Genomic DNA, 21,567 nt, shown 5'->3' with positions numbered 1-21,567 from the left:
CCGCCGCGCAGCGAAGGTATCGCCCCCTCCCTTAGCGCGCAGCGCGTAGAGAGAGGGGTGAAGCGGCGGGGCCGCTCAGGGGGTGAACTCAGTTCAACTCTTCTTTGCGGATGCGCGTAATGGGTGCCAGCACCGTGGGCAGGCTCTGGATTTCATCCAGGGCCTTGTTCATATCGCCTTCACGCGTGTCATGCGTGAGGATGATGAGGTCGGTCTGGGTCGAGCCTTCGCCGCCCACTTCATCGGCTTCGCGCTGCAGCACGGCATCGATGCTGATGCCGGCATTGGCCAGCAGGCCGGTGATCTTGGCCAGCACGCCCGCCTCATCGGCCACGCGAATGCGCAGGTAGTAGCTGGTCACGACTTCGGCCATGGGCAGCACGGGCAGTTCGCTGCCGGCGGCAGCCAGGCTGCTGCTCTGGAAGGCCAGGGCAGGCACGCGGTGGGCGGGGTCGGAACCGTCCATGCGGGCGATATCGACCAGATCGGCAATCACGGCCGAGGCGGTAGGCTCGGAGCCTGCGCCCTTGCCGTAGTACAGCGTGGTGCCCACGGCATCGCCGTTCACCACCACGGCGTTCATCGCGCCTTCCACATTGGCGATCAGACGCTTGGAAGGCACCAGCGAGGGGTGCACGCGCAGCTCGATGCCCTTGTCCGTGCGCTTGGTGATGCCCAGCAGCTTGATGCGGTAGCCCAGTTGTTCGGCGTAACGGATATCGGCACCGGCCAGCTTGGTGATGCCTTCCACATAGGCCTTGTCGAACTGCACTGGAATGCCGAAGGCAATCGCGCTCATCAGCGTGGCCTTGTGGGCAGCGTCCACACCCTCGATGTCGAAGGTGGGGTCGGCTTCGGCGTAGCCCAGACGCTGCGCTTCCTTGAGCACCACGTCGAAGTCCAGGCCCTTGTCGCGCATTTCGGACAGGATGAAGTTGGTCGTGCCGTTGATGATGCCCGCCACCCACTGGATGGAGTTGGCGGTCAGGCCTTCGCGCAGAGCCTTGATGATGGGAATGCCACCGGCCACGGCGGCCTCATAGGCCACCATCACGCCCTTCTCGGCCGCAGCCTTGAAGATTTCCGTGCCATGCACGGCCAGCAGTGCCTTGTTGGCGGTGACCACATGCTTGCCGGCCGCGATCGCTTCCAGCACCAGGGCCTTGGCAATGCCGTAGCCGCCGATCAGCTCGACCACCACATCGATATCGGGGTTGGCGATGACTTCACGTGCATCGCCGACCACCTTGACCTTGTCACCCACCACGCTCTTGGCGCGATCGGTATCCAAGTCGGCGACCATGGTAATTTCAATGCCACGACCCGCACGACGGCGAATCTCGTCTTGATTGCGTTCCAGCACATTGAAAGTACCGCTGCCTACGGTGCCAATGCCCAACAGGCCTACTTGGATGGGTTTCATAAGTTCTAAGGTCAAAAAAGCGCTGAAGCGCTTGAAAATCAAGCGCCATCAGCTATCAAAAAGATGTGTTACGCGGCTTTCTCAGCCTTGGCAGGCTTGAGCGCCTTCTCGGCCGGCACTGCCTTGGGCTTGTCCGTGCCATGGCGCTTGCGGTATTTCTCGAGGAAGGCTGCCAGGCGGTTGATGGCCTCGCGCAGATCCGCCTCATGCGGCAGGAAAACGATGCGGAAGTGATCGGGCTCGGGCCAGTTGAAGCCTGTACCCTGTACCAGCATGACCTTGGTTTCCTGCAGCACTTCAAGGAAGAACTCCTGATCGTCCTGGATCGGATAGACCGCAGGATCCAGGCGCGGGAACATGTACAGCGCGCCTTGCGGCTTGACACAGCTCACGCCTGGAATGGCATTGATCAACTCCCAGGCCAGATCGCGCTGCACGCGCAGACGGCCGCCTTCCTTGACCAGTTCGTCGATGCTCTGGTGACCGCCCAGCGCCGTCTGCACGGCCCACTGGCCGGGCACGTTGGCACACAGGCGCATGTTCGAGAGCATGTTCAAGCCCTCGATGTAATCCTTGGCAGGTTTTTTGTCGCCCGAGATCACCATCCATCCCGCACGATAGCCGCAGCTGCGGTAGGCCTTGGACAGCGAGTTGAAAGTCAGCGTCAGCACATCGATGGACAGGCTGGCCAGAGGCGTGTGCTTGGCATCGTCGTACAACACCTTGTCGTAGACCTCGTCCGCGAAGATGACCAGACCATGCTCGCGCGCCAGCTCCACGATTTCCAGCAGCAGCTCCCTGGAGTACAGCGCGCCCGTGGGGTTGTTGGGATTGATGACGACGATGCCCTTGGTCCGCGGCGTGATCTTGGCACGGATGTCGGCCATATTGGGCATCCAGCCATTGGCCTCGTCGCACATGTAGTGCACGGGCGTGCCGCCCGACAGGCTAGTGGCAGCCGTCCACAGCGGATAGTCAGGCGCTGGCAGCAGCATTTCGTCGCCGTTGTCCAGCAGTGCATTGGTGGCCAGGCTGATCAGCTCGGACGCGCCATTGCCCAGATAGATATCGTCGAGCGTCACGCCCTTGATGCCCTGGTGCTGCGTCTCGTGCATCACAGCCTTGCGCGCCGCGAAGATGCCCTTGCTGTCGGAGTAGCCTGCCGAGTTGGGCAGGTTGCGGATCATATCCTGCTGAACTTCTTCAGGCGCATCGAAGCCGAACACAGCCAGATTGCCGATATTGAGCTTGATGATCTTCTGGCCGTCATCCTCCATCTTCTTCGCCGCGTCCATGATCGGCCCGCGGATGTCGTAACAGACGTTTGCTAATTTGGCGGATTTTTGAACGGTTTTCATGCGAGTCAATGCAAAAGGATTTCAGACACGCCATGGCGCAATAAACGCCATGGTGAAACCTATAATTTGAACACAGTTCCGCGCTGCAGCAATGTCCCCCCCCCCTCTGTATGGAGACAGCAGCCATCGCCCTCGCCAAGCGCGCCGATTGCGCACACTCTTCATCATGAAATTCCAGGCAGACAAATCCGATGCGCAGACCATCACCGGCTACGGCCAGGGCTGGATTGCGGTTGATAAACAAAATCATGAAACCAGCATGCTGGTCGGCTCACGCGGCATGCTGCAGCCTTGGAGGCCTGTGCGCTTTGAGGATCTGACCGCCGGTGATTTCGAAGAACTGGCCATGCTTGATGTCGAGGTCATCATTTTCGGCAGCGGAAGCAAAAACCGCTTTCCCCCTCCCGCCTGGCTCAAGCCGCTGATGGAAAAACGTATTGGCCTGGAAGCCATGGATACGGCCTCGGCGTGCCGTACCTACAACGTCCTTGCCGGAGAAGGTCGCAATGTCATTGCGGCCCTCTTGCAGGCATAGGCTTATAAGGGGTCATTGAGAGAAACACGTATTTCAGAGTAAAATCGCAGGTTGCGGTTGGGGGCGTTCGATAGATAAAAACAAAAATACCACCGGCGCCTTCGGCATTTCAACGACTACACCCGAGAGATACAAACGCATGGCGATCGTTGTCAACAAACCCCTTCCAGAATTTGAAGCCAGCGCGACTGGCGGCATCAAGGTGTCCAACACCTCGCACAATGGCCAGATTCTGATTCTGTATTTCTACCCCAAGGACAATACGCCCGGTTGTACCACGGAAGCAATGCAATTCCGCGATAAATACAAGGATTTCGTGAAGGCTGGCGCCACGGTGTTTGGCGTCTCGCGCGACAACATGAAGTCGCACGATGACTTCAAGGAAAAGCTGGAACTGCCCTTCGAGCTGATTGCGGATACCGAAGAAAAAATGTGCCACATGTTCGGCGTGGTCAAGAACAAGATCATGTACGGCAAGAAGGTCAAGGGTATCGAGCGCTCCACCTTCCTGATCGGCGCCGACGGTCTGCTGGCCCAGGAGTGGCGCGGCCTCAAGGTTCCCGGTCATGTGGATGAAGTTCTCAAGGCCGTCAAGGCTCTGAAGGCCCAAGACAAGAAGGTTGCCTGAGCGGCAGCACCCAAAGATTTTGAAACACCATATACGCGCAAAGCGTTTCAAAGTCTTTAACCAAGCTGAAACAGCAAATTCCGATTTCGCACACCGGTAGCTATGCATAATGAGGCATGCCTCAGTGCTATGCAGTTTTTTCAGCTCACCCAACCAAAGCCGCCTCGGTTTCCAGGCGGCTTTGTGCTTTTTGAATCTTGTTGAGGAACGGTTCGTCCACTATGCCCCTGCCACCCGCACCCGGCCGCCGCGCCGCAAAGCTTTCCGCAGAAGCCTTTTTGTCCAGCCGCAGCACTGCCAAGCAGACCGCGAGAGCTGACGACGATCTGGAGCCCTCCAGCCCAGCAACAGCAGTAGCGGCGCCTCAGTCCGCTGCCGCAATCGCCAAACCCAAGCGCGTGACCAGCGCCGCAAGCGCCAGGGCTGCCAGCAAGACTGCAACCAAGCAGACAACCGAGGCATTGGCTCCAGCCACTACCGGCAAAGCCAGCAAAAACAACAGCAAAACCTCCGCCAGCAGCGACAAGCCATCGCGCCGTACACGCAATACAAGCACCGGCCCGACCACCTTGTTCGTGCTGGATACCAATGTGCTGCTGCACGACCCGTCCAGCCTGTTCCGCTTCGAGGAACACGACATCTTCCTGCCCATGGTGGTGCTCGAAGAGCTGGACAACCACAAAAAGGGCATGACCGAAGTGGCGCGCAATGGCCGCCAGGTCAGCCGCACACTGGATTCACTGGTTGCCTCCCAGCCCGCCGACGGCCTGGACAAGGGTCTGCCACTGAACGCCACCGGCCAGAAGAGCGCCACCGGCACGCTGTATTTCCAGACCCAGCCGCTGGATGCCGCCCTGCCCGAGAGCCTGCCTCAAGGCAAGGCCGACAACCAGATCCTGGGTGTGGTCGCCGCCCTGCGCGAGCAGCACAAGGACCGCGAAGTGGTACTGGTGTCCAAGGACATCAATATGCGCGTCAAGGCTCGCGCCCTGGGCCTGGCCGCCGAGGACTACCAGAACGACAAGGTGCTGGAAGACGGCGACCTGCTGTACTCGGGCGCCCTGGCACTGCCCGCCGATTTCTGGACCAAGGCTGGCAAGAACGTGGAGAGCTGGCAGGAAGGCGCCATCACCTACTACCGTGTCAGCGGCGCCATCGTGGAGCAGCTGATGATCAATCAGTTCGTCTATCACGAAGCACCGGGCGAGCCCAGCCTCTACATGCGCGTGACCGAAATCCGCGACAAGACGGCCGTGCTCAAGACCCTGCGCGACTTCGGCAACCCCAAGAACGCCGTCTGGGGCGTGTCCACGCGCAACCGCGAGCAGAACTTCGCCATGAATCTGCTGGTCAACCCCGACGTGGACTTTGTCACGCTGACGGGCACGGCCGGCACCGGCAAGACCCTGCTGGCCCTGGCCGCGGGCCTGGCACAGGTGCTGGACGAGCGCCGCTACACCGAGATCATCATGACCCGCGCCACGGTGAGCGTAGGCGAAGACATCGGCTTCCTGCCCGGCACCGAGGAGGAGAAGATGGGCCCCTGGATGGGCGCCCTGGACGACAACCTCGAGTTCCTGGCCAAGGGCGACGGTGGCAACGCCGGCGAATGGGGCCGCGCCGCGACCAACGAACTGATCCGCAGCCGCATCAAGATCAAGAGCATGAACTTCATGCGCGGCCGCACCTTCCTGAACAAGTACGTGATCATCGACGAGGCCCAGAACCTGACACCCAAGCAGATGAAGACCTTGATCACGCGCGCTGGCCCCGGCACCAAGATCATCTGCATGGGCAATCTGGCGCAGATCGACACACCGTATCTGACCGAAGGCAGCTCGGGCCTGACCTATGTGGTGGACCGCTTCAAGGGCTGGCCCCATAGCGGCCACATCACCCTGGCGCGCGGAGAGCGCTCGCGTCTGGCCGACTTCGCCAGCGAGGTGCTGTAAGTGGCGAGCTGGATCGCTGCGCTCAAGCTCGTGCCCTGGGGCGAGGTCATCAAGGCCACACCCCAGGTCATGAAAGCCGCCCAAAGCATGCTCAAGAAGAAAGATGCTCAGGAAGAGGCGCGCGAACAGGCAGCCCATGCACAACAGGCATCCCACCTCTCGCCCCCGGCATCTGCGAGCGAGCAGGCTCTGAGATTGATTCAGCAGCAGGAAGAGCGCATCGCCCAGCTTGAGCAATCCCAGCGCCAGTCGCTGGAGATCATCGAAAAACTGGCCGAGCAGAATGCCCAGATCGTTACCACCGTCGGTGCATTACGCATAGGCGCGCAACGCCTGGCCTGGACCTGCGGCGCTCTGGGCATCAGCCTGGTCAGCCTCGCCGTCTACGTATTCAGACACTGAATCACCCCATTCAAAGCAAAGCCCGCACAGCCTATGGCCTGCGGGCTTTTTTCTGCAGCAGTCATTTTGATAGCTGTCAGCGCATGATATTCATAGATTTCATATTCATAGAACTTTAAAACCCTTTCTCAATCAGCGCTGGCAGCTATGATTTTTAATATTCGTCAGTGCCGTAGCCCTGAGCCAGATTCTCGAAGCGTGTCTGATTCTTCTGGAAGAAGAGCTTCACGGTACCTGTCGGACCGTTACGCTGCTTGCCGATGATGACCTCGGCAATATTGGGCTCCTTGCTATCCTTGTTGTAGTAATCGTCACGGTAGATGAACATGATGATGTCCGCATCCTGCTCGATGGCGCCCGATTCACGCAGGTCGGACATCATGGGACGCTTGTCGGTACGCTGCTCCACCGAGCGGTTGAGCTGGGACAGCGCAATCACCGGGCATTGCAACTCCTTGGCTAACATCTTCAAGCCTCGGGAGATCTCGCCCAGCTCGGTCGCACGGTTGTCGCTGCCCGCCCCACCGGAACCGCTCATCAGCTGCAAGTAGTCCACCACGATCAGGCCAAGCTTGCCGCACTGACGAGCCAGACGGCGCGCATTGGCGCGCAGCTCGATGGGAGTCAGACCCGGCGTTTCGTCGATATGCAGACTCACCGTGCGCAGGCGCTCGATGGCCTCGGTCAGGCGCGGCCACTCGTCATCGCTGAGCTTGCCGGTACGCAGATTGCCCTGGTTCACCCGGCCGATGGAGCCCACGATACGTACGGCCAGTTGGGCAGCCCCCATTTCCATGGAGAAGATGGCAACCGGCAGGCCTTCGTTGAGCGCCACATGCTCGGCAATATTCACGGCAAACGAGGTCTTGCCCATGGAAGGACGTGCCGCCAGCACCACCATGTCGCCGGCCTGCAGACCCGAGGTCATGCGGTCCAGATCAACGAAACCTGTAGGCACGCCGGTCACATCCATGGGGTTGTCGGCCATCTCCTGAACCTGGTCCAGCAGATCCACCACCAGAGAGTCCAGCGACTGAAAGCCCTGCTTCATGCGCGAGCCTTCCTCGCCGATGGCGAAGATCTTCTGCTCGGCCTGCTCCAGAATGTCCTTGACCGACTTTCCCTGAGGATTGAAGGCATTGGTGGCGATTTCATCGCTGGTCGTCACCAGACGACGCAGAATCGAGCGCTCGCGCACGATTTCCGCATAGCGGCGGATATTCGTCGCGCTGGGCACATATTGAGCCAGCTGATTCAGATACAGCAGCCCGCCAATTTCCTCGGCCTTGCCCATGCCCTGCAGGCGCTCATAGACGGTGATCACGTCGGCAGGCTTGCTCTCGTTGATCATCTTGCCTATGGCTTCGAAGATCAGCTGATGCTCGCTGCGGTAGAAATCCCCGGGCTTGAGCATGTCACCCACCCGATCCCAGGCATTGTTGTCCAGCAACAGACCGCCAAGCACCGAGGACTCCGACTCCATGGAGTGCGGCGGCACGCGCAGTTGCGCCACCTCGGGATCCGCAAGGGAACCGGAGCCGGGCAAGGGCGCGAACGCATCATCTTCCATATCAAGCGGGGGCATTACAGACGACATGAGACTCCTTCACGACTTACGCAAATCAGGTTCAAGCAAAAGCTTCGCCTCAAGGAAAGCACTTCTTGGCATATCCTTGTTTGCGTAAGTCCTATCCTTGAGGTAAGTCCTCCATCGTAGCGGGAGGCCGCGACTTCATCACCGAAGGTGACTATAAAAACACTGGTAAACCCAATAGGGCCAGAAAACAAAAAACCGCCCGAAGGCGGTTTCTTGCCAATCCGGAAACGAGTCCGAATTAGGAGTGGTCGCCGTACACGGAGACAGTCACTTCTGCGGACACATCAGTGTGCAGAGCCACTACCACGGTAGCGTCGCCAACCATCTTGATAGGACCGTTGGGCATGCGAACCTGTGCCTTGTGCACTGCGAAGCCGGCCTTCACCAGTTCTTCAGCGATGTCGGCATTGGTGATCGAACCGAACAGACGGCCGTCAACGCCAGCCTTCTGAGTGATCTTCACGGAAGCGCCGTTCAGCTTTTCGCCCAGTTCTTGAGCAGCAGCCAGCTTCTCGGCAGCAGCCTTTTCCAGCTCAGCGCGCTTGGCTTCGAATTCAGCCTTTGCAGCAGCTGTCGCACGACGGGCAGCGCCCGAAGGGATCAGGAAGTTGCGAGCGTAGCCGTCCTTGACCTTGACGATATCGCCCAGGTTACCCAGGTTCACAACCTTGTCGAGCAGAATGATTTGCATGTTCGTGCTCCTTAGATCTTGTGCTGGTCAGAGTAAGGAACCAGAGCCAGGAAGCGAGCGCGCTTGATGGCTGTGTTCAGCTGACGCTGGTAGATGGCGCGCGTGCCGGTCAGGCGAGCGGGCACGATCTTGCCGTTTTCGGCGATGAAGTCACGCAGTGTGTCGACATCCTTGTAGTCGATCTCTTCCACACCGGCAACGGTGAAGCGGCAGAAGCGCTTGCGCTTGAACAGCAGCGACTGGGTGTTGCGCTTGGGACGCTTGTCCTTGTTGAATTTCTTGAACGTGGCCATTTCTGGACCTCTTGAAAATTAGTTTTGTTGGATGTCCTGAATGTGCAAAACCAGCATCTTGCTGTTGCGCGGGGTGGCCAGAAAACCTTGAAAGGTCCATTGGCTACCCGGAGCCTGGCGGGCCAGCTTTTCAGCCAGCGGGCCAAAGGCCACAGCTTTTACAGATGCGGTGACGTTGCGTGCATTGCCCATTTCCTGCTGTTGCGAACTGTGTTCAATTCGCAGATCCAGCGCGGGCAGTCCGGCGGGCGTGTAACGCAGAGCAGCTTGCTCGGCGAGCGCACCCGTCAACACAACGCGGTTTTCCACTCCTTCAGAGTCTGATGCTATTAAGCGTGCTCAGCCTGGTTGGCCTTGCGAGCTTCTTCGCGCTCAACGGTCTTCATCATGGCGGAAGCAGCTGTATCAGCCTTCTTCTTCTGCACAGTCAGGTGACGCAGCACGGCATCGTTGAACTTGAAGGCGTGTTCCAGTTCAGCCATCACAGCCTGGTCGGCTTCGATGTTCAAGCACAGGTAGTGAGCCTTGGCGAGCTTGTTGATCATGTAGGCCAGCTGACGACGGCCCCAGTCTTCTTCACGGTGCACCTTACCGCCACCAGCGGTAATCATGCCCTTGTAGCGCTCCAGCATGGCAGGAACTTGCTCGCTTTGATCCGGATGGATCAACAAAACGATTTCGTAATGACGCATAACGACTCCTTTTGGGAAAACGCCGCCCACTGCGTCTGGTAGTGGTGCGGCAAGGCAAAACGTTAGATTCTAGCCGAGTACCCGACTATCTGTACACTTGGCACTGGAAAACCCGGGACTTGTCACGGGACAATACCAGGCAGAACGCTCAGAGAAGAAGTGCTCACACTCTCCATAACCCTCTGTAACTTTCAATTATGGACTGACAATGCAATCCCCTTCTACCCAGAGAGAGGACAAGGCTTGAAATAGAGCGGCCTGCGCATATCTAGTCATCAGACTGATACAAGTTTTGAGAAACCTTCACCACCTATGACCGAGAACAACAACCCCAACCCATTCAATGACGCCAGCCCTGAGGAAGTGGAAACCGCAATGGCAGCCAATGCGTCGGACGAGCTGGAGCGTCTGAAGGCCGAGCTGGAAGAACTCAAGGCCAAGAGCAGCGAGCTGGCCGACCAGTATCTGCGCGCCAAGGCCGAGGCCGAGAACGTGCGCCGCCGCTCCGAAGAAGATGTGGCCAAGGCCCGCAAGTTCGGTATCGAAGGCTTTGCCGAAAGCCTGCTGCCCGTGATCGACAGCCTGGATGCAGCACTGGCCATCCAGAACGCTACGCCTGAGCAACTGCGCGAAGGCTCCGATGCCACGCTGCGCCAGCTGACTTCGGCCCTGGAGCGCAACAAGGTTCTGGCGATCAATCCCGCCGCCGGCGAGAAGTTCGACCCCCACTACCACCAGGCCATCAGCATGGTGCCTGCCGAACAGCCCGCAAACACTGTCGTCAACGTGCTGCAGAAGGGCTACGTGATTGCCGACCGCATTTTGCGCCCGGCCCTGGTCACCGTGGCTCAAGGCTGATCGCCACAAATTCGCAAGCCAGGGGCGCAAATATTGTGAGCAAGGACTCTTGAAGAGCTTCACAAGCGCCCCTAACTGACTTTCAAGCAAACATTCAACAGATTACGGAGAGAATTATGGGAAAAATCATTGGTATTGACCTGGGCACGACCAACAGCTGCGTCGCCATTCTGGACGGCAACAACACCCGCGTGATTGAAAACAGCGAAGGTGCCCGCACTACCCCCTCCATCGTCGCCTACCAAGACGACGGCGAAATCCTGGTTGGCGCCTCTGCCAAGCGCCAGGCTGTCACCAACCCCAAGAACACCATCTACGCCGCCAAGCGTCTGATCGGCCGCAAGTTCGACGAAGCCGAAGTGCAAAAGGACATCGGCCTGATGCCCTTCCAGATCATCAAGGCCGACAACGGCGATGCCTGGGTTCAGGTGCGTGACGAAAAGCTGGCTCCTCCCCAGATCAGCGCCGAAGTGCTGCGCAAGATGAAGAAGACCGCCGAGGACTTCCTGGGCGAAGCCGTGACCGAGGCCGTCATCACCGTGCCCGCCTACTTCAACGATGCACAGCGCCAGGCCACCAAGGATGCTGGCCGCATCGCCGGCCTGGAAGTCAAGCGCATCATCAACGAGCCTACCGCTGCGGCCCTGGCCTTCGGTCTGGACAAGTCCGGCAAGGGCGACCGCAAGGTGGCCGTGTATGACCTGGGCGGTGGCACCTTCGACGTGTCCATCATCGAAATCGCCGACGTGGACGGCGAAAAGCAGTTCGAAGTGCTGTCGACCAACGGCGACACCTTCCTGGGCGGCGAAGACTTCGACCAGCGCATCATCAACTACATCATCGACGAGTTCAAGAAGGAACAGGGCGTCGACCTGTCCAAGGACGTGCTGGCCCTGCAGCGCCTGAAGGAAGCCGCCGAGAAGGCCAAGATCGAACTGTCGAACTCTGCCCAGACCGACATCAACCTGCCCTACATCACGGCCGATGCCACAGGCCCCAAGCACCTGAACATCAAGCTGACCCGCGCCAAGCTGGAAAGTCTGGTTGACGACCTGATCGAGCGCACGATCGCTCCTTGCCGTACCGCCATCAAGGACGCGGGCATCTCCGTGTCCGACATCGACGACATCATCCTGGTCGGCGGTATGAGCCGCATGCCCAAGGTACAGGAAAAGGTCAAGGAATTCTTCGGCAAGGATCCCCGCAAGGACGTGAACCCTGACGAAGCCGTGGCCGTGGGCGCTGCCGTGCAAGGCCAGGTGCTGGGTGGCGAGCGCTCCGACGTGCTGCTGCTGGACGTGACACCTCTGTCCCTGGGTATCGAAACCCTGGGTGGCGTCATGACCAAGATGATCAGCAAGAACACCACGATCCCCACGAAGTTCGCTCAGACCTTCTCCACGGCCGAAGACAACCAGCCCGCCGTGACCATCAAGGTGTTCCAGGGCGAGCGTGAAATCGCCAGCGCCAACAAGCTGCTGGGCGAATTCAACCTGGAAGGCATTCCACCCGCAGGCCGTGGCGTGCCCCAGATCGAAGTGAGCTTCGACATCGATGCCAACGGCATCCTGCACGTGGGCGCCAAGGACAAAGCCTCGGGCAAGGAAAACAAGATCACCATCAAGGCCAACTCCGGCTTATCGGAAGACGAAATCCAGAAGATGGTCAAGGATGCGGAGCTGAACGCCGCTGACGACAAGAAGAAGCTGGAACTGGTGACTGCCAAGAACCAGGGCGAAGCTGCCGTCCACAGCGTCAAGAAGAGCCTCTCCGAGCATGGCGACAAGCTGGAAGCTTCCGAGAAGGAAGCCATCGAAGCTGCAGTCAAGGAACTGGAAGAAGCTCTGAAGGGCGAAAACAAGGACGACATCGATGCCAAGACCACGGCACTGATGACCACTGCCCAGAAGCTGGGCGAGAAGATGTACGCCGACGCACAGGCCGCAGGCGGTGCTGAAGCGGCAGCTGCAGCCGGTGCAGCAGGCGCGGGTGCATCGGCCGCTGCTTCTGACGACAACGTCGTTGATGCTGAAGTCAAGGAAGTCAAGAAGGACTAAGCGCGGGCAGGTCCTGGCCTCAAACCCGTGACCGCTTGCCGCCGCGCCGAGCTCTGAACAGAGCTGGCGCGGCGTTGCTGTTCTATCCGACCGGAAAACAACATGTCCAAACGTGACTACTACGAAGTTCTGGGCGTTGCCAAAAGCGCCTCGGACGATGAAATCAAAAAGGCTTATCGCAAGCTTGCGATGAAGTACCACCCCGATCGCAACCAGGGTGACAAGGCCAAGGCGGCCGAAGAGCAGTTCAAGGAGGTCAAAGAGGCCTACGAGATGCTTTCCGACAGCCAAAAGCGTGCAGCCTACGATCAGTACGGCCATGCCGGCGTCGACCCCAATCGCGGCATGGGCGGCGGTGAAGGCTTTGGCGGCTTCGCCGAAGCCTTTGGCGATATCTTTGGCGATATGTTCAGCCAGGGCCGCGGCGGCCGTGGTGGCCGCCAGGTCTATCGCGGCAACGACCTCAGCTACTCCATGGAAATCTCCCTGGAAGAGGCTGCCAAGGGCAAGGATGCCCAGATACGCATTCCCAGCTGGGACAGTTGCGACACCTGCCATGGCAGCGGCGCCAAGCCCGGCACCAGCACCAAGACCTGTACCACCTGCAACGGCATGGGCACGGTGCAGATGCGCCAGGGCTTCTTCAGCGTTCAGCAGACCTGCCCGCACTGCCGCGGCACCGGCAAGATCATTCCCGAGCCCTGCACCAGCTGCGGCGGCCAAGGCAAGGTCAAGCATCAGAAGACCCTGGAAGTGAAGATTCCAGCCGGCATCGACGACGGCATGCGCATCCGCTCTGCCGGCAACGGTGAGCCCGGCACCAATGGCGGCCCGGCAGGCGACCTCTATATCGAGATTCGCGTCAAGGATCACGACATCTTCGAGCGCGATGGCGACGACCTGCACTGCAATGTGCCCGTGAGCTTCATCACTGCAGCCCTGGGTGGCGAGATCGAAGTACCGACGCTGGCAGGCAAGGCCGCCATCGATATCCCCGAAGGCACCCAGGCCGGCAAGCAGTTCCGCCTGCGCGGCAAGGGCATCAAGGGCGTGCGCTCCAGCTACCCTGGCGACCTGTATTGCCACATCGTCGTGGAAACTCCGGTCAAACTCACCGAGTACCAGCGCAAGCTGCTCAAGGATCTGGACGAGTCCCTCAAGAAGGGCGGCTCCAAGCATTCACCCAGCGGCGAAAGCTGGACCGACCGCCTGAAGAGCTTCTTCAGCTAAGCCTGCAAAAAAGCCCATCGGCAAATGCCTGATGGGCTTTTTTCATCGCCAGACCGTCCCACGACACCCGTTCTCTTGAAGAGACCGCGTGGATCGCATGCCCGGGGATTTATTCCCTGACCGGCTTCCAGGCGCTGACTAGGCGCTGGATGCGAACCCGCTCGGCAGCACTCAACTCCTGCTCTGCCGTCTCCACCCGGCTTTGCAGTGCGGGATCTTGCTGGCGGGCAATCAGCAGCCAGTAATAAGCCTTGGCCATATCCTTTTCAACACCCTGACCGCCTGCATACATGGCCGCCAGATTGGACTGCGCCAATGTATACCCCTGCCTGGAGGCGCGCTCGAACCAGCGAGCGGCGGTCTTGGCATCCTGACTCACTCCCTGGCCGTTGGCATAGAGAAAGCCCAGTGATGACTGGGCCGCGGCATTACCCTGGTTCGCCGATTTGTCCAGCCATTTCGCGGCTCGCGGCAGATCCTGCGGCACCAAGGCGCCCACGGCATAGATCATCCCCGTGTTGTACTGAGCATCGGCATGGCCCTGCTCGGCCGCCTTCTCAAACCATTGCAGGGATGCGCGGCCATCCTCCTTGATGCCGCGGCCACTGGAGAGCATCACCCCCAGGCTGTACTGGCCCGCAGCCTCGCCACTTTGCGCCGAGCGCTGAAACCACTGCACAGCCTGCGCCTCGTCCTTGGCCACTCCACGCCCTTCGGCATACATCAGGCCCAGATTGTTCTGGGCAATGCCGTCGCCCTGCTCTGCGGCCTTGCCATACCAGCGCACCGCCTGTTGTTCATCCTGGCTCACACCGCGCCCGTTGGCATACATCACACCCAGATCGGACTGGGCGGGCGCATAGCCTTGCTCGGCAGACTTGCGATACCACTGCACGGCCTGCGCCAGATCCTGCTTCACCCCCTTGCCAAAGCGATAACGCGATCCCAGCAGATACTGAGCCTTGGCATCTCCGGTCTGGGCGGTCGCCCGAATCGACTCAAACTCCTTGGCGTCCTCCACATGGTCGGACTTGGCATTACCGGGCGACCAGTGCTCCAGCCCCATGGGCGCAGCCGCTGCAGCCGCGCCAATCGCAGCGCCACGCGCGACATGACCGCCGCGCGCTGCTTTCTTGCCAGCGGCCTTGCCGCTTGCCTTGCCCGTGGCAGCTTTCCCCCCCTTGCCCGGCTTGGCGGCTGTAGCCGCACTCTTGCCGGCAGGTTTGCTTGCGGGCTTGGCAGCCGTGCTGGTCTTGCCCTTGGCGACAGCAGGCACGGAGACCACGCCCCCCAGCGTCAGAGCAACCGCCAGCACGCAAAGCTGCCCCCAGCGTCTGCCCGCGCTCGGCGGTATCGGAAAAGTTGGCGCAGCCACGATTGCACCCTTGCTTGTTTCGGTATTGGAGGCTCTCATAACTCACATTTTTGCAGCAAATAGCCCATGCAGGACGCCCTTTACTGACGGTTAACACTTGCAAACATCGTTGCAAATACCGTGCCACGGAATTATTCATGAAATTTGACACAAACTATTGCCTGGCGCTCGACAAGCGCTATCAATTTTGAAATATATGGAAACACCTGCACGGACACCCAAGCAGGCACCCCGAAAGCCATCGAAAATCACGATTACAACCATCTTCATCAATTAATCATCGCGAAACAAGACATCTCATTCAAAGATGGATGAATGGTTTTTAATCGGTAAAAATACAGAGAACTTCTCAAAATGAGAAGACTTGAGCCAGCCCCATGAAGAATTCAGAGCGCAGTTTTGCGCGCCGCATCGATCTCACCTCTCTTCAGTTGTTCGTCGCCGTATGCGAACTGGGCAGCATTGGCCGTGCCGCAGAGCGCGAGTTCATTGCCGCCTCGGCCGTCAGCAAGCGTCTGTCGGACCTGGAAGCCACGGTGGATACCGCCCTGCTCTATCGGCACAGCCGCGGCGTGACATTGACACCTGCTGGCGAAAGCCTGCTGCACCATGCCCGCAATGTGCTGTACGGGCTGGAGCGCATGCAGGGCGAGCTCTCCGAATACGCCGACGGCGTACGCGGCCATGTGCGCATGCATGCCAATATGTCGGCCATCGTGCAGTTCCTGCCCGAAGACCTGGGCGCCTTTGCCCGCGAACACAGCCAGATCAAGATCGATCTGCAGGAACACCTGAGCCCCGATGTGCTCAGCGCCGTGGCCGAAGGCACGGCCGACATCGGCATCTGCACGCTGGGCAATGTCAAGAGTGGCGAAGGCAACCAGGCCACCGTGCCGCTTACTCAGGGCAATGTAGCCCTGCAGTACCGCAACTACCGCGAAGACCGTCTGGTCGTCGTCGTGCCCGAGCGCCATGCACTGGCTTCGCGCGAGAGCGTGGCTTTCTCCGAAGTGCTGGAATGGGACATCGTCGGCCTGCACGCAGGCTCCTCCATCAGCCTGGCCATGCGCGCCGCGGCAGCCCAGGCCGGCCATGCGCTGCACCAGCGCATCCAGGTCACCAGCCTGGACGCCATGTGTCGCATGATCGACAACGGCCTGGGACTGGGCCTGCTGCCCGACCGCGCCTTCGAGCTCATGCATGGCGTGGGCCATCTGCGCGCCGTGCAGCTCAGCGACGACTGGGCCCTGCGCGAACTATGCGTGGTCGCCCGCGATTTTGACGCCCTGCCCGTCACGGCCCGCCTGCTGGTGGACCATCTTTGCCCCACCAGCGCCAAGGCCTGAAACGGCCTTGGCCTGTACCGAATAAACCACCCGACAACTCCAACTCACGAGAGCAATAGCACCATGGGACGCACCCTCTACGACAAGATTTTTGACGAGCACGTCGTTCACACCGAGGAAGACGGGACCTCCATCCTCTACATCGACCGCCACCTGGTGCACGAAGTGACCAGCCCCCAGGCGTTCGAAGGTCTGCGCGAAGCCGGTCGCAAGCTGTGGCGCACCAGCTCCGTAGTGGCGACCGCCGATCACAACACCCCCACCGATGGCTGGGAACGTGGTTATGACGGCATTGCCGATCCGATCAGCAAGGAACAGATCATCACCCTCAACAGCAACATCGCCGATTTCGGTGCTGCGGCCTTCTTCCCCTTCATGGACAAGGGCCAGGGCATCGTCCACGTGATGGGCCCCGAGCAAGGCGCCACCCTGCCCGGCATGACCGTGGTCTGCGGCGACAGCCACACCTCCACGCACGGAGCATTCGGCGCGCTGGCCCACGGCATCGGCACCTCCGAGGTCGAGCACGTGATGGCCACCCAGACCCTGTTGGCCAAGAAGGCCAAGAACATGCTGGTGCAGGTCAACGGCAAGGTGGCTCCTGGCATCACGGCCAAGGATATTGTTCTGGCCATCATCGGCAAGATCGGCACGGCTGGCGGCACGGGCTACACCATCGAATTCGCGGGCGAAGCGATCCGCGATCTGTCCATGGAAGGCCGCATGACGGTCTGCAACATGGCCATCGAAGGCGGCGCGCGCGCAGGTCTCGTGGCCGTGGACGACAAGACCATCAGCTACATCAAAGGGCGCCCTCTGGCCCCCACAGGTGCCGAATGGGATGCTGCAGTGACCTACTGGAAAACGCTGCACTCCGACGCTGATGCAAAGTTCGACCGCGTGGTCGAGCTCAACGCGGCCGACATCGTGCCGCAAGTGACCTGGGGCACCAGCCCCGAGATGGTGCTGGGGATCGACGCCAGCGTGCCCGACCCCGACAAGGAAAAGGACGCGGGCAAACGCGGCGCCATCGAGCGCGCGCTGACCTATATGGCACTGGAGCCCGGCAAACCCATCAACGACATCTTCGTGGACAAGGTCTTCATCGGCTCCTGCACCAACAGCCGCATCGAGGACATGCGCGAAGCCGCCGCCGTGGTCAAGAAGCTCGGCCAGAAAGTGGCCAAGAACATCAAGCTGGCCATGGTCGTTCCCGGTTCCGGCCTCGTGAAGGAACAGGCCGAGCGCGAAGGCCTGGACCAGATCTTCAAGGCCGCCGGCTTTGAATGGCGCGAGCCCGGCTGCTCGATGTGTCTGGCCATGAACGCAGACCGCCTGGAGCCCGGCGAGCGCTGCGCCTCGACCTCGAACCGCAACTTCGAAGGCCGTCAGGGCGCCGGTGGCCGTACCCATCTGGTCAGCCCCGCCATGGCCGCAGCGGCCGCCATTCACGGCCATTTCGTGGATATCCGAAAGTTCGCGTAAGCCATCAAGACACAAGATTCTGGAATCACACCATGCAGAAATTCACCGTGCACAAGGGCCTTGTCGCCCCCATGGACCGCGAGAACGTCGACACCGACGCCATTATTCCCAAGCAATTCCTGAAGTCCATCAAGAAGACCGGCTTCGGACCCAATCTGTTTGACGAATGGCGCTACCTGGACCAGCCCGGCCAGCCCGGCGTTCCTGAATCCGAGCGCAAGCCCAACCCCGACTTCGTGCTCAACCAGCCGCGCTACAAAGGTGCCTCCATCCTGATCGCGCGCAAGAACTTCGGCTGCGGCTCCAGCCGCGAGCATGCGCCCTGGGCCCTGGACCAGTACGGCTTCCGCGCCATTCTGGCCCCCAGCTTTGCCGACATCTTCTTCAACAACAGCTTCAAGAACGGCCTGCTGCCCATAGTTCTGCCCGAGGCCACGATCGACCTGCTGTTCAACGAAGTGGCGGCCTTCCCCGGCTACGAACTGACCATCGACCTGGAGCGCCAGGTGATCCTGAGGCCCCAGGGCGAGGAGATCCCCTTCGACGTGATCGCCTTCCGCAAGTACTGCCTGCTCAACGGCTTCGACGACATCGGCCTGACCATGCGCCATGCCGACAAGATCAAGGCTTTCGAGGCCGAGCGTCTGGCGCAAAAGCCCTGGCTGGCTCACACATTGATCCAGCGCTGATTCATTTCTATCAATAAATGAGCTGCCAGCGCTCTCCATTCATAGACTTTCAAGCAAATTCAATATGAAGTCTATGAATATCAAGCGCAAGCAGCTATCAAATTAATCAAAGGAACATCATGAAGATTGCAGTTTTGCCCGGTGATGGTATCGGTCCCGAAATCGTCGCGGAAGCCGTCAAGGTGCTTGAGGCCCTGAATCTGGGCCTGGAGATGGAGACAGCTCCCGTGGGCGGTGCCGGCTATGAAGCTGCCGGCCACCCCCTGCCTCCTGCCACGCTGAAGCTGGCACAGGAAGCCGACGCCATCCTGTTCGGCGCCGTGGGCGACTGGAAGTACGACACGCTGGACCGTCCGCTGCGCCCCGAGCAGGCCATCCTGGGCCTGCGCAAGGCCCTGGGCCTGTTCGCCAACTTCCGCCCCGCCATCTGCTACAAGGAACTGACCCATGCCTCCAGCCTCAAGCCCGAGCTGGTCGCAGGCCTCGACATCCTCATCATCCGCGAGCTGACCGGCGACATCTACTTCGGCCAGCCACGCGGCCGCCGTGTGGCTCCCGACGGCCACTTCCCCGGCGCCGAGGAAGCCTTCGACACCATGCGCTACACCCGCCCCGAAATCGAGCGTATCGCCCATGTCGCCTTCCAGGCCGCGCAAAAGCGCAGCAAGCGTGTGACCAGCGTGGACAAGGCCAATGTGCTGGAAACCTTCCAGCTGTGGAAGGATGTGGTCACCGAAGTGGGCAAGCAGTACCCCGATGTGGCTCTGGACCACATGTACGTGGACAACGCCGCCATGCAGCTGGTCAAGGAACCCAAGCGCTTCGACGTGGTCGTCACCGGCAACATGTTCGGCGACATCCTCTCCGACGAAGCCTCGATGCTGACCGGCTCCATCGGCATGCTGCCCTCGGCCTCGCTCAACGACAAGAAGCAAGGCCTGTACGAACCCAGCCACGGCTCGGCTCCCGATATCGCCGGCAAGGGCATCGCCAACCCGCTGGCCACCATCCTCTCGGCCGCGATGATGCTGCGTTTCTCGCTGAACCAGGAAGCCGCTGCCCAGAGGATTGAAGCTGCCGTGCAGAAGGTGCTGGCAGACGGCCTGCGCACTGCCGACATCTACAGCGAAGGCACGACCAAGGTCAGCACCGCCCAGATGGGCGATGCCGTGGTCAAAGCCCTGGCCAGCGTCTGACTGATGGCCATCAAATGACCATGAACGGCTGATGCGAAGCCACCGCCGCAAAAGCGGTGGCTTTATGTTTGTCGTATTTTTCGATGCCAGATAAAACAAAACGTCATAAATAAATAATTTATTTCGACGTTTTGACTATAGTTTTAAGCACTTTTAATTCTTCACGCTTTTTCTCTAGTCGCTAGAATGACAACTCTTATGTTTGCCGCACGTACCTTCAACACTGAAACAGCCACACCCGCAATGCTTGCCGGTCTGGACGCGCGCGCAATCACCATTAAGACGATTACAGGCTGACCCAGCCCGGTTCGTCGTGCGCCCTTTCCGGCTCAGACGAGCCGGACGAAGCAGTCGAAAACAACGGTTTTCAAAACTGAAAGGGCATTTCAAATGAGTAAGCAACTGGTAGGTTTGGTGGGCTGGCGCGGCATGGTCGGCTCCGTGCTGATGGACCGCATGCAGGTCGAAGGCGACTTCGCGCTGATTGAGCCGGTGTTCTTCTCCACCTCCAATGCCGGCGGCAAGGCCCCCGCGATGGCCACGGTGCACACCCAGCTCAAGGACGCCAACGACATCGCCGAGCTGTCCAAGTGCGACATCATCATCACCTGCCAGGGCGGCGACTACACCAAGGAAGTCTTCCCCAAGATCCGCGCCGCCGGCTGGAACGGCCACTGGATCGACGCAGCCTCCTCGCTGCGCATGGAGAGCGATGCCGTCATCGTGCTGGACCCCGTCAACGACGGCCTGATCAAGCAGAAGCTCGCCGCCGGCGGCAAGAACTGGATCGGCGGCAACTGCACCAACTCCATCCTGCTGATGGGCCTGGGCGGCCTGTTCAAGGCCGGTCTCGTGGAGTGGGTCAGCTCCATGACCTATCAGGCAGCTTCGGGCGGCGGCGCCAACCATATGCGCGAACTGCTCAAGGGCATGGGCGTGGTGCACGCTGCCGTGGCCGACGAACTGGCAACACCCGCTTCCGCCATCCTGGAAATCGACCGCAAGGTGGCCGAAACCATCCGTACCGATGTACCCACCGAATTCTTCGGCGCACCTCTGGCCGGCGGCCTGATCCCCTGGATCGATGTGCAACTGCCCAATGGCCAGTCCAAGGAGGAATGGAAGGGCCAGGCCGAAGTCAACAAGATCCTGGGCACCGAAGCCACCATCCCCGTCGACGGCCTGTGCGTGCGCATCGGCGCCATGCGCTGCCACAGCCTGGCGCTGACGCTGAAGCTCAAGAAGGATCTGCCCCTGGAAGAGATCGAAGCGCTGATCAAGGGTGGCAATCCCTGGGTCAAGTTCGTGGCCAATGACCGCGCAGAGACCGTCAAGGAGCTGACACCTGCCGCGACCACCGGCGGCCTCGAAGTGGCCGTGGGCCGCGTGCGCAAGCTCAACATGGGCCCCGAGTACGTGTCCGCTTTCGTGATCGGCGACCAGCTGCTGTGGGGTGCTGCCGAGCCGCTGCGCCGCATGCTGCGCATCCTGCTGGCAGCCTGAGCTCGCTAAGCACCTCTTGCTGGCTTGAGCCAGCGCAAAAAGCGCCATACCACGCTCGTCGCGGATGGCGCTTTTTCATGTCCAAGACCAGGCTTGGGTCACAATCACCCGCTTGTTTCACCGAGTCAGCCTGCCAGGCTGGCGCTATATTCGCAGGCATCTCGTTGCCAATCGACAACATTACTTCGCCTTGACAAAGACGCAATTGCTCACAATGCAATAGCGTCGTTGACAATGCAAACTGTGTCCTACGGGCC

The 21,567-nt window shown here is 60.1% G+C and carries 20 protein-coding genes; 12 read left to right on the top strand and 8 right to left on the bottom strand.

The features are described 5' to 3' along the window. Positions 1 to 88: 88 nt before the first annotated feature. Positions 89 to 1,423, bottom strand: coding sequence for a homoserine dehydrogenase (locus tag QMY55_RS05625; RefSeq protein WP_283487693.1), 1,335 nt, complete (start codon positions 1,421 to 1,423; stop codon positions 89 to 91). A 68-nt stretch (positions 1,424 to 1,491) separates the two neighbouring features. Beyond that, positions 1,492 to 2,781 carry a pyridoxal phosphate-dependent aminotransferase gene (locus tag QMY55_RS05620; RefSeq protein ID WP_283487692.1) on the bottom strand — a complete coding sequence of 430 codons (1,290 nt, stop codon included), beginning with the start codon at positions 2,779 to 2,781 and terminating at the stop codon, positions 1,492 to 1,494. 166 nt (positions 2,782 to 2,947) lie between these two features. On the opposite strand from QMY55_RS05620, the gene QMY55_RS05615 reads away from it, so the two are divergent. The 4 genes from QMY55_RS05615 (at position 2,948) to QMY55_RS05600 (ending at position 6,298) form a co-directional block, all read left to right on the top strand. Further along, positions 2,948 to 3,316 (top strand): Mth938-like domain-containing protein, encoded by a 369-nt coding sequence (locus QMY55_RS05615; RefSeq protein ID WP_283488890.1) that lies wholly within the window; start codon positions 2,948 to 2,950, stop codon positions 3,314 to 3,316. Between the two features lie 139 nt (positions 3,317 to 3,455). After that, positions 3,456 to 3,944: a peroxiredoxin gene (locus tag QMY55_RS05610; protein ID WP_283487691.1), complete on the top strand. Its 489-nt coding sequence runs from the start codon at positions 3,456 to 3,458 to the stop codon at positions 3,942 to 3,944. Positions 3,945 to 4,165: 221 nt separating this feature from the next. Continuing rightward, positions 4,166 to 5,896, top strand: a complete 1,731-nt coding sequence (locus QMY55_RS05605; RefSeq protein WP_283487690.1) for a PhoH family protein — start codon at positions 4,166 to 4,168, stop codon at positions 5,894 to 5,896. Continuing rightward, positions 5,897 to 6,298 carry a hypothetical protein gene (locus QMY55_RS05600; protein ID WP_283487689.1) on the top strand — a complete coding sequence of 134 codons (402 nt, stop codon included), beginning with the start codon at positions 5,897 to 5,899 and terminating at the stop codon, positions 6,296 to 6,298. 154 nt (positions 6,299 to 6,452) lie between these two features. On the opposite strand, the gene dnaB is transcribed toward QMY55_RS05600, so the two are convergent. From dnaB to rpsF, 5 genes are all read right to left on the bottom strand, one after another. Further along, the gene (dnaB, locus tag QMY55_RS05595; RefSeq protein ID WP_283487688.1) at positions 6,453 to 7,895 is read right to left on the bottom strand and encodes a replicative DNA helicase; all 1,443 of its coding nucleotides are present in this window, start codon (positions 7,893 to 7,895) and stop codon (positions 6,453 to 6,455) included. 238 nt (positions 7,896 to 8,133) lie between these two features. Then, complete coding sequence (rplI, locus tag QMY55_RS05590) at positions 8,134 to 8,586, bottom strand: 50S ribosomal protein L9 (protein ID WP_283487687.1); 453 nt, start codon at positions 8,584 to 8,586, stop codon at positions 8,134 to 8,136. Positions 8,587 to 8,597: 11 nt separating this feature from the next. Further along, a complete protein-coding gene (gene rpsR, locus QMY55_RS05585) occupies positions 8,598 to 8,879 on the bottom strand; it encodes a 30S ribosomal protein S18 (RefSeq protein WP_158386426.1) in 282 nt (93 codons plus the stop codon). An 18-nt stretch (positions 8,880 to 8,897) separates the two neighbouring features. Continuing rightward, positions 8,898 to 9,188: a primosomal replication protein N gene (gene priB / locus QMY55_RS05580; RefSeq protein ID WP_283487686.1), complete on the bottom strand. Its 291-nt coding sequence runs from the start codon at positions 9,186 to 9,188 to the stop codon at positions 8,898 to 8,900. A 20-nt stretch (positions 9,189 to 9,208) separates the two neighbouring features. Then, positions 9,209 to 9,571, bottom strand: coding sequence for a 30S ribosomal protein S6 (gene rpsF / locus QMY55_RS05575; protein ID WP_218242734.1), 363 nt, complete (start codon positions 9,569 to 9,571; stop codon positions 9,209 to 9,211). A 312-nt stretch (positions 9,572 to 9,883) separates the two neighbouring features. On the opposite strand from rpsF, the gene grpE reads away from it, so the two are divergent. From grpE to dnaJ, 3 genes are all read left to right on the top strand, one after another. Next, on the top strand, positions 9,884 to 10,429 hold the full coding sequence (grpE, locus tag QMY55_RS05570) for a nucleotide exchange factor GrpE (RefSeq protein ID WP_283487685.1): 546 nt from the start codon (positions 9,884 to 9,886) through the stop codon (positions 10,427 to 10,429). A gap of 116 nt (positions 10,430 to 10,545) precedes the next feature. Continuing rightward, positions 10,546 to 12,486, top strand: a complete 1,941-nt coding sequence (dnaK, locus tag QMY55_RS05565) for a molecular chaperone DnaK (RefSeq protein ID WP_283487684.1) — start codon at positions 10,546 to 10,548, stop codon at positions 12,484 to 12,486. A gap of 102 nt (positions 12,487 to 12,588) precedes the next feature. Then, positions 12,589 to 13,716, top strand: coding sequence for a molecular chaperone DnaJ (gene dnaJ, locus QMY55_RS05560; protein WP_283487683.1), 1,128 nt, complete (start codon positions 12,589 to 12,591; stop codon positions 13,714 to 13,716). Positions 13,717 to 13,825: 109 nt separating this feature from the next. Here dnaJ and QMY55_RS05555 read toward each other — a convergent pair whose 3' ends face one another. After that, on the bottom strand, positions 13,826 to 15,031 hold the full coding sequence (locus tag QMY55_RS05555) for an SEL1-like repeat protein (RefSeq protein WP_407650634.1): 1,206 nt from the start codon (positions 15,029 to 15,031) through the stop codon (positions 13,826 to 13,828). Positions 15,032 to 15,468: 437 nt separating this feature from the next. Here QMY55_RS05555 and QMY55_RS05550 point away from each other — a divergent pair, with 437 nt between their 5' ends. The 5 genes from QMY55_RS05550 to asd all read left to right on the top strand — a co-directional run bounded on the left by QMY55_RS05550 (position 15,469) and on the right by asd (position 21,310). Next, positions 15,469 to 16,437: a LysR substrate-binding domain-containing protein gene (locus QMY55_RS05550; RefSeq protein WP_283487681.1), complete on the top strand. Its 969-nt coding sequence runs from the start codon at positions 15,469 to 15,471 to the stop codon at positions 16,435 to 16,437. Between the two features lie 63 nt (positions 16,438 to 16,500). Continuing rightward, the gene (gene leuC, locus QMY55_RS05545; protein ID WP_283487680.1) at positions 16,501 to 17,922 is read left to right on the top strand and encodes a 3-isopropylmalate dehydratase large subunit; all 1,422 of its coding nucleotides are present in this window, start codon (positions 16,501 to 16,503) and stop codon (positions 17,920 to 17,922) included. A 32-nt stretch (positions 17,923 to 17,954) separates the two neighbouring features. Further along, positions 17,955 to 18,611 carry a 3-isopropylmalate dehydratase small subunit gene (gene leuD, locus QMY55_RS05540; RefSeq protein ID WP_283487679.1) on the top strand — a complete coding sequence of 219 codons (657 nt, stop codon included), beginning with the start codon at positions 17,955 to 17,957 and terminating at the stop codon, positions 18,609 to 18,611. Positions 18,612 to 18,730: 119 nt separating this feature from the next. Next, positions 18,731 to 19,807, top strand: coding sequence for a 3-isopropylmalate dehydrogenase (gene leuB / locus QMY55_RS05535; protein ID WP_283487678.1), 1,077 nt, complete (start codon positions 18,731 to 18,733; stop codon positions 19,805 to 19,807). A 390-nt stretch (positions 19,808 to 20,197) separates the two neighbouring features. Further along, positions 20,198 to 21,310 carry an aspartate-semialdehyde dehydrogenase gene (asd, locus tag QMY55_RS05530; RefSeq protein WP_283487677.1) on the top strand — a complete coding sequence of 371 codons (1,113 nt, stop codon included), beginning with the start codon at positions 20,198 to 20,200 and terminating at the stop codon, positions 21,308 to 21,310. The last annotated feature ends 257 nt before the right edge of the window (positions 21,311 to 21,567 follow it).

The sequence above is a fragment of the Comamonas resistens genome (assembly GCF_030064165.1).
Lineage (GTDB): Bacteria > Pseudomonadota > Gammaproteobacteria > Burkholderiales > Burkholderiaceae_C > Comamonas > Comamonas resistens.
This window is presented reverse-complemented; position numbering and strand designations above follow the sequence as displayed.

Coding starts and splice junctions, on each gene's coding strand:
- leuD (WP_283487679.1), top strand. CDS start 17,955: ATGCAGAAATTCACCGTGCACAAGGGCCTTGTCGCCCCCATGGACCGC.
- rpsF (WP_218242734.1), bottom strand. CDS start 9,571: ATGCGTCATTACGAAATCGTTTTGTTGATCCATCCGGATCAAAGCGAG.
- asd (WP_283487677.1), top strand. CDS start 20,198: ATGAGTAAGCAACTGGTAGGTTTGGTGGGCTGGCGCGGCATGGTCGGC.
- rplI (WP_283487687.1), bottom strand. CDS start 8,586: ATGCAAATCATTCTGCTCGACAAGGTTGTGAACCTGGGTAACCTGGGC.
- QMY55_RS05615 (WP_283488890.1), top strand. CDS start 2,948: ATGAAATTCCAGGCAGACAAATCCGATGCGCAGACCATCACCGGCTAC.
- QMY55_RS05550 (WP_283487681.1), top strand. CDS start 15,469: ATGAAGAATTCAGAGCGCAGTTTTGCGCGCCGCATCGATCTCACCTCT.
- QMY55_RS05605 (WP_283487690.1), top strand. CDS start 4,166: ATGCCCCTGCCACCCGCACCCGGCCGCCGCGCCGCAAAGCTTTCCGCA.
- QMY55_RS05610 (WP_283487691.1), top strand. CDS start 3,456: ATGGCGATCGTTGTCAACAAACCCCTTCCAGAATTTGAAGCCAGCGCG.
- leuC (WP_283487680.1), top strand. CDS start 16,501: ATGGGACGCACCCTCTACGACAAGATTTTTGACGAGCACGTCGTTCAC.
- dnaK (WP_283487684.1), top strand. CDS start 10,546: ATGGGAAAAATCATTGGTATTGACCTGGGCACGACCAACAGCTGCGTC.
- rpsR (WP_158386426.1), bottom strand. CDS start 8,879: ATGGCCACGTTCAAGAAATTCAACAAGGACAAGCGTCCCAAGCGCAAC.
- grpE (WP_283487685.1), top strand. CDS start 9,884: ATGACCGAGAACAACAACCCCAACCCATTCAATGACGCCAGCCCTGAG.
- leuB (WP_283487678.1), top strand. CDS start 18,731: ATGAAGATTGCAGTTTTGCCCGGTGATGGTATCGGTCCCGAAATCGTC.
- dnaJ (WP_283487683.1), top strand. CDS start 12,589: ATGTCCAAACGTGACTACTACGAAGTTCTGGGCGTTGCCAAAAGCGCC.
- QMY55_RS05620 (WP_283487692.1), bottom strand. CDS start 2,781: ATGAAAACCGTTCAAAAATCCGCCAAATTAGCAAACGTCTGTTACGAC.
- dnaB (WP_283487688.1), bottom strand. CDS start 7,895: ATGTCGTCTGTAATGCCCCCGCTTGATATGGAAGATGATGCGTTCGCG.
- QMY55_RS05625 (WP_283487693.1), bottom strand. CDS start 1,423: ATGAAACCCATCCAAGTAGGCCTGTTGGGCATTGGCACCGTAGGCAGC.